Source organism: Lentilitoribacter sp. JB5-8, from assembly GCF_055693385.1.
Genome location: NZ_CM146332.1, coordinates 1369106 through 1384765, shown reverse-complemented (window position 1 = coordinate 1384765; position 15660 = coordinate 1369106). Strand labels below are relative to the sequence as shown.

General features: G+C 45.0%; 12 protein-coding genes and 1 pseudogene. 9 read left to right on the top strand and 4 right to left on the bottom strand.

Translation table 11 applies throughout. The features are described from left to right. Positions 1-6: 6 nt before the first annotated feature. From ACZ1GZ_RS06610 to ACZ1GZ_RS06600, 3 genes are all read right to left on the bottom strand, one after another. Positions 7-1575: a Re/Si-specific NAD(P)(+) transhydrogenase subunit alpha gene (locus ACZ1GZ_RS06610; protein ID WP_472667678.1), complete on the bottom strand. Its 1569-nt coding sequence runs from the start codon at positions 1573-1575 to the stop codon at positions 7-9. Positions 1576-1860: 285 nt separating this feature from the next. After that, positions 1861-3111: a ComEC/Rec2 family competence protein gene (locus ACZ1GZ_RS06605; protein WP_472667677.1), complete on the bottom strand. Its 1251-nt coding sequence runs from the start codon at positions 3109-3111 to the stop codon at positions 1861-1863. A 28-nt stretch (positions 3112-3139) separates the two neighbouring features. Beyond that, positions 3140-5236, bottom strand: coding sequence for a S8 family serine peptidase (locus ACZ1GZ_RS06600; RefSeq protein ID WP_472667676.1), 2097 nt, complete (start codon positions 5234-5236; stop codon positions 3140-3142). Positions 5237-5728: 492 nt separating this feature from the next. Here ACZ1GZ_RS06600 and ACZ1GZ_RS06595 point away from each other — a divergent pair, with 492 nt between their 5' ends. The 9 genes and pseudogenes from ACZ1GZ_RS06595 (at position 5729) to ACZ1GZ_RS06555 (ending at position 14044) form a co-directional block, all read left to right on the top strand. Continuing rightward, positions 5729-7012, top strand: a complete 1284-nt coding sequence (locus ACZ1GZ_RS06595; protein ID WP_472667675.1) for an ABC transporter substrate-binding protein — start codon at positions 5729-5731, stop codon at positions 7010-7012. A 180-nt stretch (positions 7013-7192) separates the two neighbouring features. After that, a complete protein-coding gene (locus ACZ1GZ_RS06590) occupies positions 7193-8137 on the top strand; it encodes a carbohydrate ABC transporter permease (RefSeq protein WP_472667674.1) in 945 nt (314 codons plus the stop codon). A gap of 9 nt (positions 8138-8146) precedes the next feature. Next, positions 8147-8983 (top strand): carbohydrate ABC transporter permease, encoded by an 837-nt coding sequence (locus ACZ1GZ_RS06585; RefSeq protein WP_472667673.1) that lies wholly within the window; start codon positions 8147-8149, stop codon positions 8981-8983. Next, a complete protein-coding gene (locus tag ACZ1GZ_RS06580) occupies positions 8980-9747 on the top strand; it encodes an SDR family oxidoreductase (RefSeq protein WP_472667672.1) in 768 nt (255 codons plus the stop codon). The genes ACZ1GZ_RS06585 and ACZ1GZ_RS06580 overlap by 4 nt, the downstream gene beginning before the upstream one ends. Before the next feature lie 2 nt (positions 9748-9749). Then, positions 9750-10646 (top strand): cupin domain-containing protein, encoded by an 897-nt coding sequence (locus ACZ1GZ_RS06575; protein WP_472667671.1) that lies wholly within the window; start codon positions 9750-9752, stop codon positions 10644-10646. After that, entirely contained in the window at positions 10643-12076 is a 1434-nt protein-coding gene (locus tag ACZ1GZ_RS06570; RefSeq protein WP_472667670.1) for a mannitol dehydrogenase family protein, read from the top strand. Before ACZ1GZ_RS06575 ends, ACZ1GZ_RS06570 begins: the two co-directional genes overlap by 4 nt. Then, a pseudogene (locus ACZ1GZ_RS06565) lies at positions 12064-12485 on the top strand (ABC transporter ATP-binding protein); the annotation flags it as partial. The gene ACZ1GZ_RS06570 and the pseudogene ACZ1GZ_RS06565, both read left to right, overlap by 13 nt. Positions 12486-12521: 36 nt before the next feature. Further along, entirely contained in the window at positions 12522-13121 is a 600-nt protein-coding gene (locus ACZ1GZ_RS06560) for an ABC transporter ATP-binding protein (RefSeq protein WP_472668248.1), read from the top strand. Beyond that, a complete protein-coding gene (locus tag ACZ1GZ_RS06555) occupies positions 13118-14044 on the top strand; it encodes a carbohydrate kinase family protein (RefSeq protein WP_472667669.1) in 927 nt (308 codons plus the stop codon). Before ACZ1GZ_RS06560 ends, ACZ1GZ_RS06555 begins: the two co-directional genes overlap by 4 nt. Before the next feature lie 20 nt (positions 14045-14064). Here the strand turns inward: ACZ1GZ_RS06555 and ACZ1GZ_RS06550 are convergent, their stop codons facing one another. Next, entirely contained in the window at positions 14065-15657 is a 1593-nt protein-coding gene (locus tag ACZ1GZ_RS06550) for an alkaline phosphatase family protein (protein ID WP_472667668.1), read from the bottom strand. Positions 15658-15660: the final 3 nt, after the last annotated feature.

Here is a 15660-nt window from a genome sequence, read left to right as displayed (position 1 = left end):
CTCCCCTTAAGACTTCTGGAACATGGCTAGCATGCGACGCGTGACCAAGAAGCCACCAAAGATATTCAAACTCGCCATAAAGACAGATAATGCAGCAAGGAGAATAACGAGGACGGACCCAGATCCGATTTGCATCAATGCACCCAAGATGATGATCGATGAAATCGCATTGGTCACAGCCATCAAAGGTGTATGCAATGAGTGGCTTACATTCCAAATGACCTGGAAGCCAACAAATACGGCCAAGACAAACACTATAAAGTGTTGCATGAAGCTTGCTGGCGCGACAGTGCCAACGCCGAGAACAAGCAAACCACCCGCCAATAATAGACCAACTTGCTGTTTAGTTGCTTTTTTGAAGGCAGCAGCTTCTTCTGCCGCTAATTCCTCAGGCGTTTTCTCCGGCTCTTTTGGTTTTGCGGCAGCAATAGCAGCAATTTTTGGCTTCGGAGGTGGGAAGGTAATCTCTTTCTTATGCGCAACAGTTGCACCGCGGATTACATCATCTTCCATGTCATGAACGATAACCCCATCTTTTTCAGGTGTAAGATCAGACATCATATGACGGATATTTGTTGCATAAAGCGTCGACGATTGTGCAGCCATACGGCTTGGGAAATCAGTATAACCAATAATCGTCACACCGTTTTCTGTTTCGATCTTCTCGTCTTTAACGGTCAGATCACAGTTACCACCGCGCTCTGCTGCCAAATCGACAACAACGGAACCTGGCTTCATGGCTTCCACCATGTCTTTTAACCACAATTTTGGTGCATCGCGTCCCGGAATAAGCGCTGTCGTGATAACAATATCAACATCTGGCGCTTGCTCACGGAATAATGCCAATTGTTTTTCGCGAAATTCTGGAGACGATGGCGCTGCGTAACCACCAGTGCCAGCACCATCTTGATTGTCATCAAAATCAAGGAACAGGAATTCTGCACCCATGGATTCAATTTGCTCGGCCACTTCTGGGCGCACATCAAATGCGCGCACAATAGCGCCCATGCTTTGGGCAGCACCAATTGCCGCAAGACCTGCAACACCCGCGCCAACAACCATGATTTTTGCAGGTGGCACTTTACCAGCGGCCGTGATTTGACCGGTGAAGAAACGGCCAAAATTGTTGCTCGCTTCAACAACTGCGCGATAGCCGGCAATGTTTGCCATGGATGACAAAGCATCCATTTTTTGCGCGCGTGAAATACGTGGCACCATGTCCATGGCGATGAGTGAGCTACCAGCGTCAGCTGCAGCTTTCATTAGATTTTCGTTATCTGTTGGGTAAACGAAACTAATGATTGTTTGGCCGTCGCGCATTTTTTTAGATTCAGCTGCGCTCGGAGGACGGACTTTAGCAACAACGTCTGCTTTGTCCCATAAATCTTTTGCTGTTTTAACGACGGTTGCACCCGCCTCTTTGTAGTCAGCATCAGCAAAGCGCGCCGCAGCACCTGCTCCACTTTGAATTATACAATCATAGCCAAGTTTTTGTAATTCTTTGACGGATTGCGGTGTCATCGCGACGCGATTTTCATCCTTCGCCGATTCCTTCGGCGTTCCAATTATGGTCATGTCTTTTCCTATCAATCCAAGGCTTCTCTTCTCACCCTGGAAAATTGTTTTGGATTGGCACCCAGCAAGTCACTGATTTAAAGTGATAGGAATGCATACAGAAACTCAGCACCAATGCAAATAGGCTGCACAAATTCTAATCGTTTTAAATTGAATTAACTTGTTATTTTTTGAATAAATGTCCCGCATCGCGGGCAGCAAAGCCATACAAACAACCGGTTTATTAAGTCTATCATTTCAAGATATTGAATGTTGACCTAGCCCACTTCCAACAATGGTTCCTACTTAAGTTGATCGCGGAACATTAAGCGGGTCAGCGAGATTTATGCGCACGCCATCTCTATGCGTTGGTTCGCTGAGCGTTACATTGTCTCCAGCATTCTCAAATAGCTTGGTTAAGCTATCCTCATCATGATCCCAGATATGTCCACCGTGAACTTCATCTTCGCGCTTCTTATCAATCATCGAAATCGGGTAGGTAAAGTGCAATGTATATTCATCATCACCGCGCGCTTTCATTAACCATTCAAAAGTTTGCCGTTCGGGATTTCCATGCTCACCATCACCACAAAAAATGTAGTGATCAGCAGTGAGGCGTTTGAAGAATTCCGGGGTCACATTACGATCGCTACCGTGGTGCTGCATTTTCAACACATCGACATGCATTGTCCCGCCAACAGGAAGATGACCAGAGACTTCCAGCCCATCAATAATTTTACTACCCAAAGCATCGCCGGTAAGTAAGATTGTCTTTCCATTCCGCTCCAGTAATACAACAAGACTTGAAAGGTTGGTCACACTACTATCTTGAGATAGTCCTGCGACAACCGCTTCGCGTTCATTGCGCCCAAGCCCCTTGTCTTTTAGATATTTGTCATACTTCTTTTGAAGCTTTTCAATTTCCTTTTCTTGAGGGCCGATAATTGTAAATGTGACATCACGGCTGAATGGTTTCTTTTCATCATCATCTGTGCCGCGCTGCATAATCAATGCATCATTGCCAAAGGGATGATTAACCCGCCAGTTGAAAAAGTTCGCGTATCCCCAAAGTTTATACCCTTGCCCAATACTTGCCAAAACAGCTTCAGCGTCATGATCAAGGCGCGGATCTGACCAGTTAACTGTATCAACGCTTGCAGTGACGCCTGCGCCATCGCGTACGCCTTCCAGCGTACCTTGGGTATTTCCGATAATATCATCGAATGAATTGTTCCAAAGATTGTCGACCGTCAACAGAACAGATTCGTCATTCTCAGTCTGGTTTTTAAGCTCTTTTCCTAAATCCAAAATGCCCTTGATGTGATCATCATCTAAATGACTAACCATCATGAAATTTACAGGTAATGGATCATCATCTGAAAGACCTTTGTCCTTGCGGATATCTTTAATGCGCGGCTTGAGTGAATTTTTGTAGACCTTTGATGGCCCACCGTCGATAATCGCAACTTTGTAATTATCAGATGGTCCTTCATATATAATGAGGCTGTCACCCTTACGGGCTGGAATGGCTTCAATTGTGAAATATTCTGCGGTCATATCCTATTCCCCTATATTGCATATACCCTTAAATAGATTGTAAGGCGCGCAAAGCATCGACTAAACCGTGACCTTGATAATTACGCTCACGCCCTAAATCTGTTGCCGTTTCAGACAAGATTTCTTTCACCTTTGCCGGATCGCCAATAAATTCTGAGAATCGTGAAAGCAACATTGCAGCAACACCGCTGACATAAGGTGCTGCCATGCTTGTTCCCTCAAGGGTTTCAAACTCACCATCACAAATTGGCGCGTAAATTTTCTCCCCCGGTGCAACAAGGTCTGGCTTTAAGCGTCCATCACCTGTTGGCCCGCGGGATGAAAAATAGCTAATGCCATATGTATGTGGTTGTCGCCTGTGTGTTGAACCAACGGTTATGACCGATTGCGCATTGCCGGGATCTGTAATGCTGGTGTCGGTGTGAAAAGCTTTTAAACCGCCGGCATCGACACGAAATTTATTGTAACCTTGATTGCCCGCAGCCGCGACGACGACGACACCGCTTCCAAAAAGATCCTCAGCCTCTTCGCAAACCGGTGTCCGACCGCAGGCATAATTGGTCACATCATGAGGAATGGAAAGGCTAATATTTGCACCTTGAATAAGCGTTTTTCCGCTGCTTTCATTAATATGACGGATCAAACGTTGTGCAGCGACTACCGCATATTCGGTGATCTTTGTCTTCTCTCCAACCACGTTAAAATCAAAGATGTTTATATCGGGGCATACACCGGACTGAAATTCCTTCACACCATTTTCTTTTTCAATCCAGCATCCGCCTAATATACCTGCAACATGCGTTCCGTGATTAAGGTCTGGCTTTTTACTGTGAGAGACTTTGAGCAAAATCCGCGCCAAATCCCAATTCAGCGGGCGCCCCTGATGCAAGTCACCCTTGAGCCAAAGATAGGCATTTTGATCTGTTCTTAATCGGTGTTGTCGTCCAGAATTCGGCGTTACGCGCTGCGTTCCTACATCGCGGCCGTTTTCTCTTAATTTTTGGATAAGCAATAATTCAGCGGCACTGTCTCTGGTTAAGATATCCCGATTACGCAGATCTTGTATCAACGTCATGTCATACTTTTCTTTTATACGGGTCTTATGTTCCTCAATCTCATCATCAAAAGAACCATTGTCAAATTCGTTTGCCCTGGCGTCCGACAAAAATTTAGCCTTTTCGCTTTTATTCATCTTTCGAAAAGCGGGATGTTGCGCATCAATTCCTGAATCGATGATCGCCCAATTAATTTTATCCGTTGATATTTCAAACACACGCTCAGCCGCATCTGCCTTTATCGTCTTAATCGCATCGGTCGAACTCATCTGTGCTTTGCGGTCTAAACTGACTAAAAAATAATGCTTGGTGCAAAACGGTTCTTTTTCTAATTGTCGATAATAAGTAGAAACAGGTTGATCGCTTTGCTTAAGATACCCAATCCGTAAAGTTTCAATCAGGCCCTGCGCAACCTCATTGGGATCAATCTGTTTAAATTCGTGAAATAATATTAGTTCGCGATCATCGTCACCGCTCAATGCTTTAAAACCAATAATGCCGATGAGTATAAGTAATCGAATGGCATTGTCTGGTATGACAACCGTATTCTTGTCGTCATCCTTTTTAGCGTCCCCCTTGCCAAGATAAACCTTCTCTGAAAGGTCATGACGTATGCCTCTCGCGCCATCTTCGGTTTCCTTTAAAAGCAAAACCTTTTGCGAAATGATCTTGGCAAGTTGTTTTTCTGTTTTGTGTTTAAAGAAGGAATGTAAGCCAGAGCGTGTCCACCAACTGGTAAGTGGCAGAATAATATTGACGATCTCATCAAAATGTAACTTGGCGGATACAAGTCCGGGCATATCCGAGATCGCTCGACCTTTCCGGTTTTTACTTTTAATAGCCTTTATTTTTTCAAACTTGTTTGTTCGCGCATGTAATTCGTCAGCAAGATGGTGCGCCTGCTTTCCACGCATGGGTACGAGTAAGCACGGTGTTTGACTTTCAGGCTTTTTCGCAAGCTTTGTCCAAACTTCCGGCAGTACTTGTGTATCTTGAGTAAACCGTTGGCCTGAAGATGATGCATATAAGATCTTTAAAACAAATTCACTATCTATCCGAAACCGCGCCATTCCTCACCCCATTGTTTGAACGCATGCAAAACCTTAAGTCGTATAAATGATCGAGTCAAATTTCAAAGTTGCATTTACTCTTGCCAATTAATGTTGGTTTTTCTAGACTGTCTGGATTGTTGTTATGGACAATTATGAACGTTATTCTGTGTTGCTGGTGTTTTTACGCATGGATGAGTTTGGCGTTTAAGGCATATCACGCATTATTTGCTGGTTTTAAAACGCGCTAAATGTGATTTGAGATATACCCGGATTTGCAAATATAAATTCAGGTTTCAACAAGTGAGACACATATTTAGCTAAAATTTGGGCTTATACTTTTATTGCTTATTAAGCATGCACTTATACAAAAACATCATAATTTTTGACAAAACACCCAAATAAATGACAAAATAGTACAATTCATAGCAATAAAAATATTAGACGAGACAACACTTTTTAACCGATGATTTCGTCAAGACGCATGGAGCGTCTGTTTCCAGGGAGGAATTTATGAAAGTAATTAGGAAAGGTGCAATCGCGCTTGCACTGTGCACATCAACAGCACTAACAGCTTCTGCTGCAGAGCTAACTATTGCGATCGTTAACAACGGTCACATGATTAACATGCAGAAAGTTGCTGAAAAATACACAGAAGAAACTGGCGTTAAGCTAAACTGGGTTTCTTTGGAAGAAGGCGTACTGCGCGAGCAAGTAACGTCAGACACTGCAACAGGTGGTGGCCAATACGACATCATCAACATCGGCATGCAAGAAGCTCCAATCTGGGGTGAAGCTGGTTGGATCGAAGCACTTGAGTTCAGTGCAGATTACGACATCGATGACATGTTGCCAGCTATGCGCAACGGTTTGTCACACAACGGCACTCTATATGCTGCACCGTTCTACGGTGAATCATCAATGGTTATGTATCGTAAAGATCTAGCTGATGCAGCTGGTGTTACTGTTGCTGACAACGATTCATGGGATAACATCAAAAAAGCTGCGGCTGCGATGCATAACCCAGATGCCGGTGTTTATGGTGCATGTTTGCGCGGTAAGCCAGGCTGGGGTGATAACATGGCGTTCATCACAACAGTTGTGAACTCATTCGGTGGTGCTTGGTTCGACAAAGACTTCAAACCACAGCTAGAGTCTGCTGAATGGAAAGCTGCAATCAACTTCTACGTTGATCTATTGGGTAACTACGGACCTCCAGGTTCAGAAGGTAACTCATTCAACGAAATCCTTGCTCTTTACAACGAAGGTAAATGTGGCATGTGGATCGATGCGACTATCGCTGCATCATTCCTAGAAGTTGACGGTGTTGCATACGCTCAGTCACCAAACGCTGGTAACCCAGTAGGTGCAAACTGGTTGTGGGCATGGGCTATGGCTGTTCCTGCAGGTTCACCAAACTCAGAAGAAGCTAAAAAGTTCATCGAGTGGTCAACTTCAAAAGAATACATCAAAGCTGTTGCTGATCACCCAGAGTTCGGTTGGGGCAAAGTACCAACAGGTACACGTGCATCAACATACGCATACCCTGAGTTCCAGGCTGTTGCGAAGTTCGCTGCTGCTGAAATGGCTGCGATTGAATCAGCTGCTCCGGAAGCTACAGACTTGAAGCCATACGTTGGTGTTCAGTTCGCTGCTATTCCTGAGTTCCCAGAAGTTGGTTCTGCTGTTGCACAAGAAATGGCTGCGGCTCTTTCAGGTGCTAAATCTGTAGATGACGCGCTAGCTGCTGCCCAAAAAGCTGCTGATGCGATCATGTCAGAAGCTGGCTACTACTAAGCTTTAGCTAACTTAAAAAGAGATCCGGTAGCGCTTGCTGCCGGATCTTACGCCTCAAAGATGTAAAATTATCTTTGATCAGGGTTCACATTATGATGTGGTGCCCAGTTGGATAAACCACTCAACTAAAAATCCGTTTTTCAGTGAGGAGCCTGAGCTCCCGATAGGGGTATGAGAACGATGTCTACTAAGAGAACGCTCCCGCGACTACTGCAAACGCCTGCTGTGTTGCTATTATTGGTCTGGATGCTTGTTCCGCTCTCCATGACCCTTTATTTTTCATTTATTCGCTATGTTTTAAACAGCAATCGCAGACCAGAATGGACGACGCCAAGTCTCAGCAACTGGCGCGGTCTTGGTAACTATGAATATGTATTATTCAACGCCAAAGACTTTTGGTTTGCCGTATCAAACAGTCTCTTTATTGTAGGGTCCATTTTGATTTTGACCGTTATACTCGGTCTCGCGATCGCAGTTTTGATCAATAAATCGTTCCCAGGACGCGGTATCGTACGTGTTCTATTGATTTCACCATTCTTCGTTATGCCGGCGGTGAACGCTGTGCTATGGATCAATATGATCCTTGATCCAGTACTGGGCCTAAATGGTTTGGCTGTTGCAGGCATTAATGAACTCATTATTGGCTTGAAGGATGTCCCCCTGCTTGGTGGCTTCTTTGCCCTATGGCCAGAGATTGAACCTATATCATTCCGCGCAACTCAAACGTCTGCCTATGCTGTTATCATTATGGTAACCTGGCAGTGGACACCATTTGCCGTGCTTATCTTCATGACATCTCTGCAGTCAGAAGATCAGCAACAAAAGGAAGCTGCTGTGCTTGATGGTGCCAATGCATGGTCTCAGTTCCGGAATTTAACAATCCCACACTTGGCTCGCCCGATTGCGATCGTGATTATGATCCAATCCATTTTCCATCTATCTCTATATGCGGAAATTGAAATTGTCAGCCGAGGCAACGGGAACAAAAACCTGCCTTATCTAATCGGTGAGTTTGCGTCTAACAATATTGGGGCAGCAAGTGCTACAGGTATCTTCGCTGTAATTCTTGCCAATATCGTTGCGTTCTTCTTGCTGCGCATGATCGGCAAGAGCTTAATGGACTAGGTGACGGATATGGCTATTGTTTCTCAAAAATCTAAATTTGGTAACATCGCAAGGCCTACATTGGCCTGGATTGTTGGACTGATTTTCTTTTTCCCAATTTTCTGGTTAGCATTCACCAGTTTCAAAACTGATGCTGATGCGGTGAAGCCTGAATTTTTATTCTTCTTCACACCAACGCTTGATAACTATCTCAATATGGCCGAAAACTATGATTATTGGCGCTTTGCGATTAACTCAGTTATCACAACAACATTTGCCACTGGTTTCACACTATTTGTAGGTGTCCCGGCAGCTTATGCGATGGCGTTTAATCCAAGTCGTCATACCAAAGATATCTTGATGTGGATGCTATCGACAAAGATGTTGCCTGCTGCTGCGGTGCTATATCCGATGACATTTTTGACGAAAAACTTCTTGGGCGTTTTTGATACTCATTTCCTCATCATCATTGTCCTAAGTTTGATTAACTTGCCAATCGTGATCTGGATGCTCTTTACTTATTTCAAAGAAATTCCGAAAGAGATTATTGAAGCTGGTAAGATGGATGGGGTTAACACCTGGGGTGAGATCAAAGATATCCTTCTCCCACTTGCCTGGGGTGGTTTGGCCTCAACAGCCCTCCTATGCTTCATCTTCGCCTGGAACGAAGCCTATTGGACTGTGCGTTTGACAACGACTGAAGCTGCGACTTTGTCGAAGCTTATCGAAGGTAACCGAGCACCAGAGGGCTTGTTCTTTGGACGTCTATCGGCGGTGTCGATGGCAGCTGTTGGCCCGATCGTTGTTCTTGGCTGGTTCTGTCAGAAACAACTCGTACAAGGCCTAACTTTCGGTGCCGTAAAATGAGTATCAACCCTGCCCCAACAGACTTATCGGGCAAGACTTGTCTTGTTACCGGTGCAAACGGAGGGATTGGCGCATCTGCTGCCGAACACTTCGCTGCGCTTGGGGCACGGGTTTTCACAACTGATCTTGGTGACACTTTCAGTGGTGATTGCGAAAGCGAACACAAAGGACTTAACCTTTTGGATGAGAACGGATTGTCCGATTGCACTTCATGGATATCTCAGATTAAACCTGATGTAGTCTTCAATAACGCAGCAATCTTTGACATGGGCTCTGTTCTTGAAGCCGATCTTCAACAATATGACCGTTTGTTTGGACTAAATGTTCGCGCAGCTTACGCAGTTATGCAGTCTGCTGCGAAATCAATGGTCGCAGAAGATCAGCAAGGATCAATTATTAATCTTGCAAGCCAGGCAGGTCACAGAGGTGAAGCACTGGTTGCGCATTATTGCGCAACAAAAGCTGCGATCATCAGCTATACCCAATCTGCAGCTTTGGCTCTTGCGCCGTATAAAATTCGTGTAAATGCCATCTCTCCCGGTGTTATAGACACACCCATGTGGAAAGACGTTGATGCGCTTTTCGCAAAGTTTGAAAACAAAGAAATTGGACAGAAAAAACGCGAAGTTGGCGAAGCTGTACCTTTAGGCTACATGGGTAAGCCTGAGGATGTTGCACGCACAGCCGTTTTTCTTGCTTCAGATCAATCGCAATATATCACAGCGCAAACACTTAGCGTTGATGGTGGAAATGTGCTGAGGTAACGATGTCGATTATTTTGCCAGAATTTGAATATGTAGACCGCGCCACCGAGACCATTCGGTATCTCGAGCATGGCTGGCCAACAGATTTGTGCCGCTGGCATTCTCATCCCGAATATGAACTGCATCTGGTTGTTGCCACACGCGGCAAAGCGTTTGTTGGCGACTATATTGGCGAATTCTCGCCTGGATCATTGTTCCTGACGGGACCTCATTTGCCCCATAACTGGATTACAGATGAAGTTGCCGATCCGAAACCTGTTGAAATCCGCGATATGCTGGTTCAATTCAGTCAGGAAAGTATCGACCAATTGGCCCTCGCGTTTCCGGAATTCCGCGAAATGGATGCGATGTTTGAAATGGCCAAATCTGGGATTGAATTTTCAGGGTTTAACCCAACCTTTGCTAAAGGCCATCTTGAGCGCATCCGCTCAACAAAAGGAGCCGAACGCATCGTTGCATTCTTGCGATTCCTTGTGCGGGTTAATGAACATGCAGAAAAGCGTGCCTTGTCTGTTGCTGGTATGATCCAGCCAGAGGGTAATTCCAAACAAGCGCGCATTGCAGAAGTTGTTGATTATATTTCCGAGCATTATTCGGAAGATATTTCCATCGACATGGCGGCGAATATGGCTGGGATGAGCCCGGCTGCATTCTCAAGAAACTTTCAACGTTTTACAGGCAATAAATTCGTAGAATTTGTTAATCGCATTCGGATTAGCCAAGCCTGTTCAATGCTTTATTCAACCGATGATCAGGTCTCTGCCATTTGCTTCTCTGTGGGCTTTCAGAACCTGGCGAATTTCAATAGACAGTTCCTAAAAATGAAAGACATGACGCCATCAGAGTATCGCGACATTGCTTTGAATGAGTTGGCACCAAAGCAGAAAGCAAGCTCATGACTTTAGCTTCGATACATCAATCACACCCCGAACTCTTTGCAACACGTTATGATCGCTCAGATTGTTCGCTCGGTGTTGTGCACATTGGCTACGGTGCGTTTCACCGTGCCCACCAAGCCGTTTATCTTGATGATTATATGGATCAAACCGGTGACTTAAGATGGGGCATTACCGCTATTAATTTGAGAGCGGGTGAATCTTCTGCATTTGCAAATTCATCACAGGTGGAAAATGGTTATATTTTGAAAACCACTTCACCTGAGGGCGATAAAGAACTGCGTCTTGTGCGTTCACATTGCCAGTTCCTTGATTGGTCACTTGATGCGAAATCAGCGGAAAGCGCAATTGCAAATTCGAACGTACATATGATCACGATCACGGTGACTGAAAGTGGTTATTATCTCAATGATGATTTCTCTTTAAATACCAAAGATCCTCTCATTGCTGCAGAAGTTTCCGGTGAACAAACAGCTTCAATCTATGCGTTTTTGACGCTTGGTTTAAAGCAACGCTATCAGGAAACAGGTGATCCGGTTAATGTGTTATGCTGCGATAACATTCGCTCAAACGGTCACATGCTTGAAAATAATTTCAAGCATTATCTTGCGCTTAAAGGCGAAACAGAATTGTTAGCCTGGGTTGAAGGAAATGTAAGTTTCCCATGTTCAATGGTAGATCGTATCACACCACGTGCCGATGAATCCCTGCAGCAGGAAATTGCTGAAAGCTTTGGCGTTGGACATTTCGATCCCATCCATGGTGAAGCGTTCTCGCAATGGGTTATCGAGCGAAAATTTTGTGCACCAATGCCAGATATTGGCAAAGTTGGTGTAGAGATTGTTGATGATGTTGACCCATACGAAGAAGCGAAAATTCGCATCCTGAACGGTGGTCATACTGGGCTTTGTTACTTAGGTGCACTTGCTGGTCATGACACTTATGATCAAGCATTTAGGGATCCAAAACTTCGTCAGTTTTTTGATAATTATGAAACAAATGAAGTTCTTCCTGGTCTTGATATGGAGCTGCCGCTCGACAAGAATGAATATTTAGCAAAGATCGCTAAACGTTTTTCTAATCGCGCAATTGCGGATCAGTTGGAACGTATTTGTATGGACGGTTTCTCTAAGATGCCAGTCTTTATCAGACCAACATTGGAATCTTGCCTAAAGCAAGGCATTAAACCAATTCATGGATATGATTGTGTTGCAAGCTGGTATGTATATGCACGCCGTATAGCATCAGGCAACATGCCCATTCCTTATCATGAAACCTACTGGAATTTATTAGAGCCTCTCTTAAAGCCGGGGAAAGAGACGGAATTTGCTCACTCAAAACGATTGTGGGCTGATCTACCAACTCAATACCCAGACTTTGTTGACGGTTTAACAAATGCAATAACAGAAATGGAAAAACAATGGCCGGTTTAACAATCAGAAATGTGATTAAGTCCTATGGTGAGGTTGAGGTCATGCATGGGGTCAATCTTGATATCGAAGACGGCGAGTTTGTCGTATTTGTTGGCCCTTCAGGTTGCGGTAAATCTACCCTATTGCGGATGATTGCCGGTCTTGAAGAAATTTCAGGTGGCGAAATTTCAATTGGCGATAAAGTGGTGAACGAAGTCGCACCTTCAAAACGCGGCGTTGCCATGGTGTTCCAAACCTATGCGCTTTACCCTCATATGACAGTTTACAACAATATGGCGTTTGGTCTTAAACAAGCTAAAACACCAAAAGATGAGATTGATCGTCGTGTTCAGCAGGCTGCAAAAGTGCTTGATATCGTCGATTACCTAGATAGGACACCTCGGGCTTTATCGGGGGGCAGCGTCAACGCGTTGCCATTGGACGGGCTATTGTTCGCGAGCCTGAGGTGTTCTTATTCGATGAGCCACTATCTAACCTGGATGCTGCGCTTCGTGGTCAGACACGTTTGGAAATTGCGCGTTTGCACGAACGTTTGGGTTCAACCATGATTTATGTGACACACGATCAGGTCGAAGCGATGACACTTGCAGACAAAATCGTTGTATTGCGTCTTGGTCATGTCGAGCAAGTTGGTAAGCCAATGGATCTATACAGCAAGCCAGATAACTTGTTTGTAGCGCAATTTATCGGTAGTCCGGCTATGAATATCTTCAGCTCTGAAGTGTCTGGAAAATCTGTCTCAATCGGCGGAGAAAAAGGCGTTGGTGATCTGCAAGAAGCGCCACAAAACGGTGTAGTTGTTGGTATCCGTCCTGAGCATTTGACAACATGTAAGAAGTCAGAAGCTGTAATCAGTGGTAAGCTTGAATTGATCGAACAACTTGGTGATCACATCATTGCTCACTTAATCCGTGATGATAAATCTGAGTTCATTGTAAAGACTGAACATTTTGCAGAATATTCACGCGGTGACTTGATGCATTTCAAAGTTGATCCTGAGCGCGTTCATTACTTTGATGAAAAAAGTGAGAAACGCATTTCATGATCATCTGCTGTGGTGAAGCACTGGTCGACATGATTGCCACAGGCATTGATGACGGCCAGACAGCATTTGTGCCACATTCAGGTGGCGCAATTTTTAATACTGCAATCACTCTTGGGCGACTTGGGGCAGACGTTGGACTTATTTCCGGCGTCTCAGAAGATATGTTTGGGCAACAGCTCGCAAATGATCTAGATGCAAGCCATGTCAGCACACAATATCTTGTTCGCAGTCAGCGCCCAACGACACTTGCATTTGTGGAACTAAAGGACGGGCAAGCTTCCTATTCGTTTTTTGATGAAAACTCTGCCGGCCGAATGGTCCAGTTTGATGATTTTCCATCTGTTGAGGAACCGGCATCAGCATATTATTTTGGTGGCATTAGCTTAGCAAGCGAACCATCGGGAGAAAGCTATGCTGCATTGGCTGAGAAGATGGCTGAGACTTCAGTCATTATGCTCGATCCCAATATTCGTACTACTTTTATCTCAAACGAAGCCAAATACCGAGCGCGCTTGGAAAAGCTGTTCAGCGTTTGCGACATCGTTAAAATATCAGATGAAGATCTAAGCTGGATCTATCCTGATGCTGCTTCTTTACATTCTGCTGCAAACACCATCTTAAATGCCGGTGCGTCACTGGTGGTGCTCACCAAAGGCGAAGATGGTTCAACCGCATTTTATGGCGATGGACAATCTGTGGACGTACAAATCGAGAAAGTCAAAGTTGCGGACACTGTTGGAGCCGGTGATAGCTTTAACGGCGGGCTTTTGGCAAAACTCTCTCAGCTTGATCTTTTGTCGAAATCCAAGCTGAAAATGCTCGATGACAACCAGCTTAAAGAGGCAATGGCATTTGCTTCAAAGGTTGCGGCCATTACTGTTTCCAGATCTGGTGCTAATCCGCCTTGGGCAAACGAACTTTAATCCTATTTGATTTCGGCAAGTTACCACTTGCCGATTTTAATACCGCTGCTTCCCTCACCTGCTCTGACCCCCAAAACATGTTCATCAGTCATTGTGACACGGTTTTTACGGTCCAATAATCGCACCAGTAGCATGTCATGCATTTTTGATCGAATATCTTTATGCTCAGGCGAAACACCAAGATCATCAAATTCATTCGGGTCATTATTTAAATCGAATAATTGCGGCGGAAAGCCTTTGAAATAGACATATTTCCAATCCTCGGTCCGGATCATATAGCCCCTTGCTTCGGATGCCCCCAAATTTAAAGTTTCGCGCGCGGCATAAAAGGCATAATCAATTTCTGAAAAGACTGCGTCACGCCAATCACGTGGTGTTTCACCCTTCAGCAGCGGGACAAGTGAGCGACCCTCAATGCGATGAGCTGCCGGAGGTGCGCCAGCTGCTTCCATAAATGTCGGCACCAAATCTATTGCCTCAATCATGGCATTAGAAACGGTTCCGCGTGTTGTATCAGCGCACGCGCGTGGATCATATATAATCATTGGTACACGGACAGATTCTTCGTGAAACAGCTCTTTCTCACCCATCCAATGATCGCCCAAATAATCTCCGTGATCAGATGTAACGACGATCATGGTCTCTTTATCTTTTCCTGTTTCCTCAAGCCAATTAAACAATCGCCCAAGGTGATCATCAATCTGTTTTATCAGCCCCATATAAGCTGGTAACACTGTTTCCCGAACACCCGGCGTTGAAAATGTTTCGCTTACTTCCATGGTTTGAAATGCCTGCATGACAGGATTGACACTATTGAGCTTTTTCTCCCGCTCATCCCGCTTTACCTTAATGAAGGTTTCAGGCCCATACATGTTATGATAGGGCGCGGGTGCCATATAAGGCCAATGGGGTTTGATAAAACTAAGATGACAAAGCCATGGCTTATCCCCCATCTCCGTTATGAAATCCATTGCACGGTTCGTCATATAGGCGGTTTCAGAATGTTCTTCCTTCACGCGCGCTGGCAGTGACGAATGCTTAAGCTCCCATCCCGACAATATTTCGCCATCGGGTCCTTCGGCAGCATTGGCATAATCATTCCAGGGATTTTCTCCTTCATATCCATGTTCATTGAGATAATCATTATAGCGAAGCTGGCCGCCACGCAGACGCAATCCGGGCGTTGGATGCAAGCCATCATCACGCTCATAGGGATCAAAGCCAGGTTCACCGATTAAGCAACCCAACTCTGTCTCCATGTTTAATCCAAGACGGGCCATGCCCTCCTTGTCCGGGGTCATGTGCGTTTTACCCACCACAGCTGTGGTTACACCCAAAGGCCGTAAATAATCACCAAGGGTCAATTCTCCGATGGGTAGCGGCACCTTATTCCATGTAGAGCCATGACTAAATACTGTTCGCCCTGTGTAAAACGACGCCCGCGAAGGGCCGCAAACCGGCGATTGCACATAGGCGCGGTCAAACCGTACCCCTTTGCCAGCCAATTTATCAATATTGGGAGTATCTAGATGCGGGTGCCCATAGCAGGATAAATAGTCCCACCTTAATTGATCAGCCATGATGAAGAGGATGTTTTTGATTTTTTCGGTCATAGA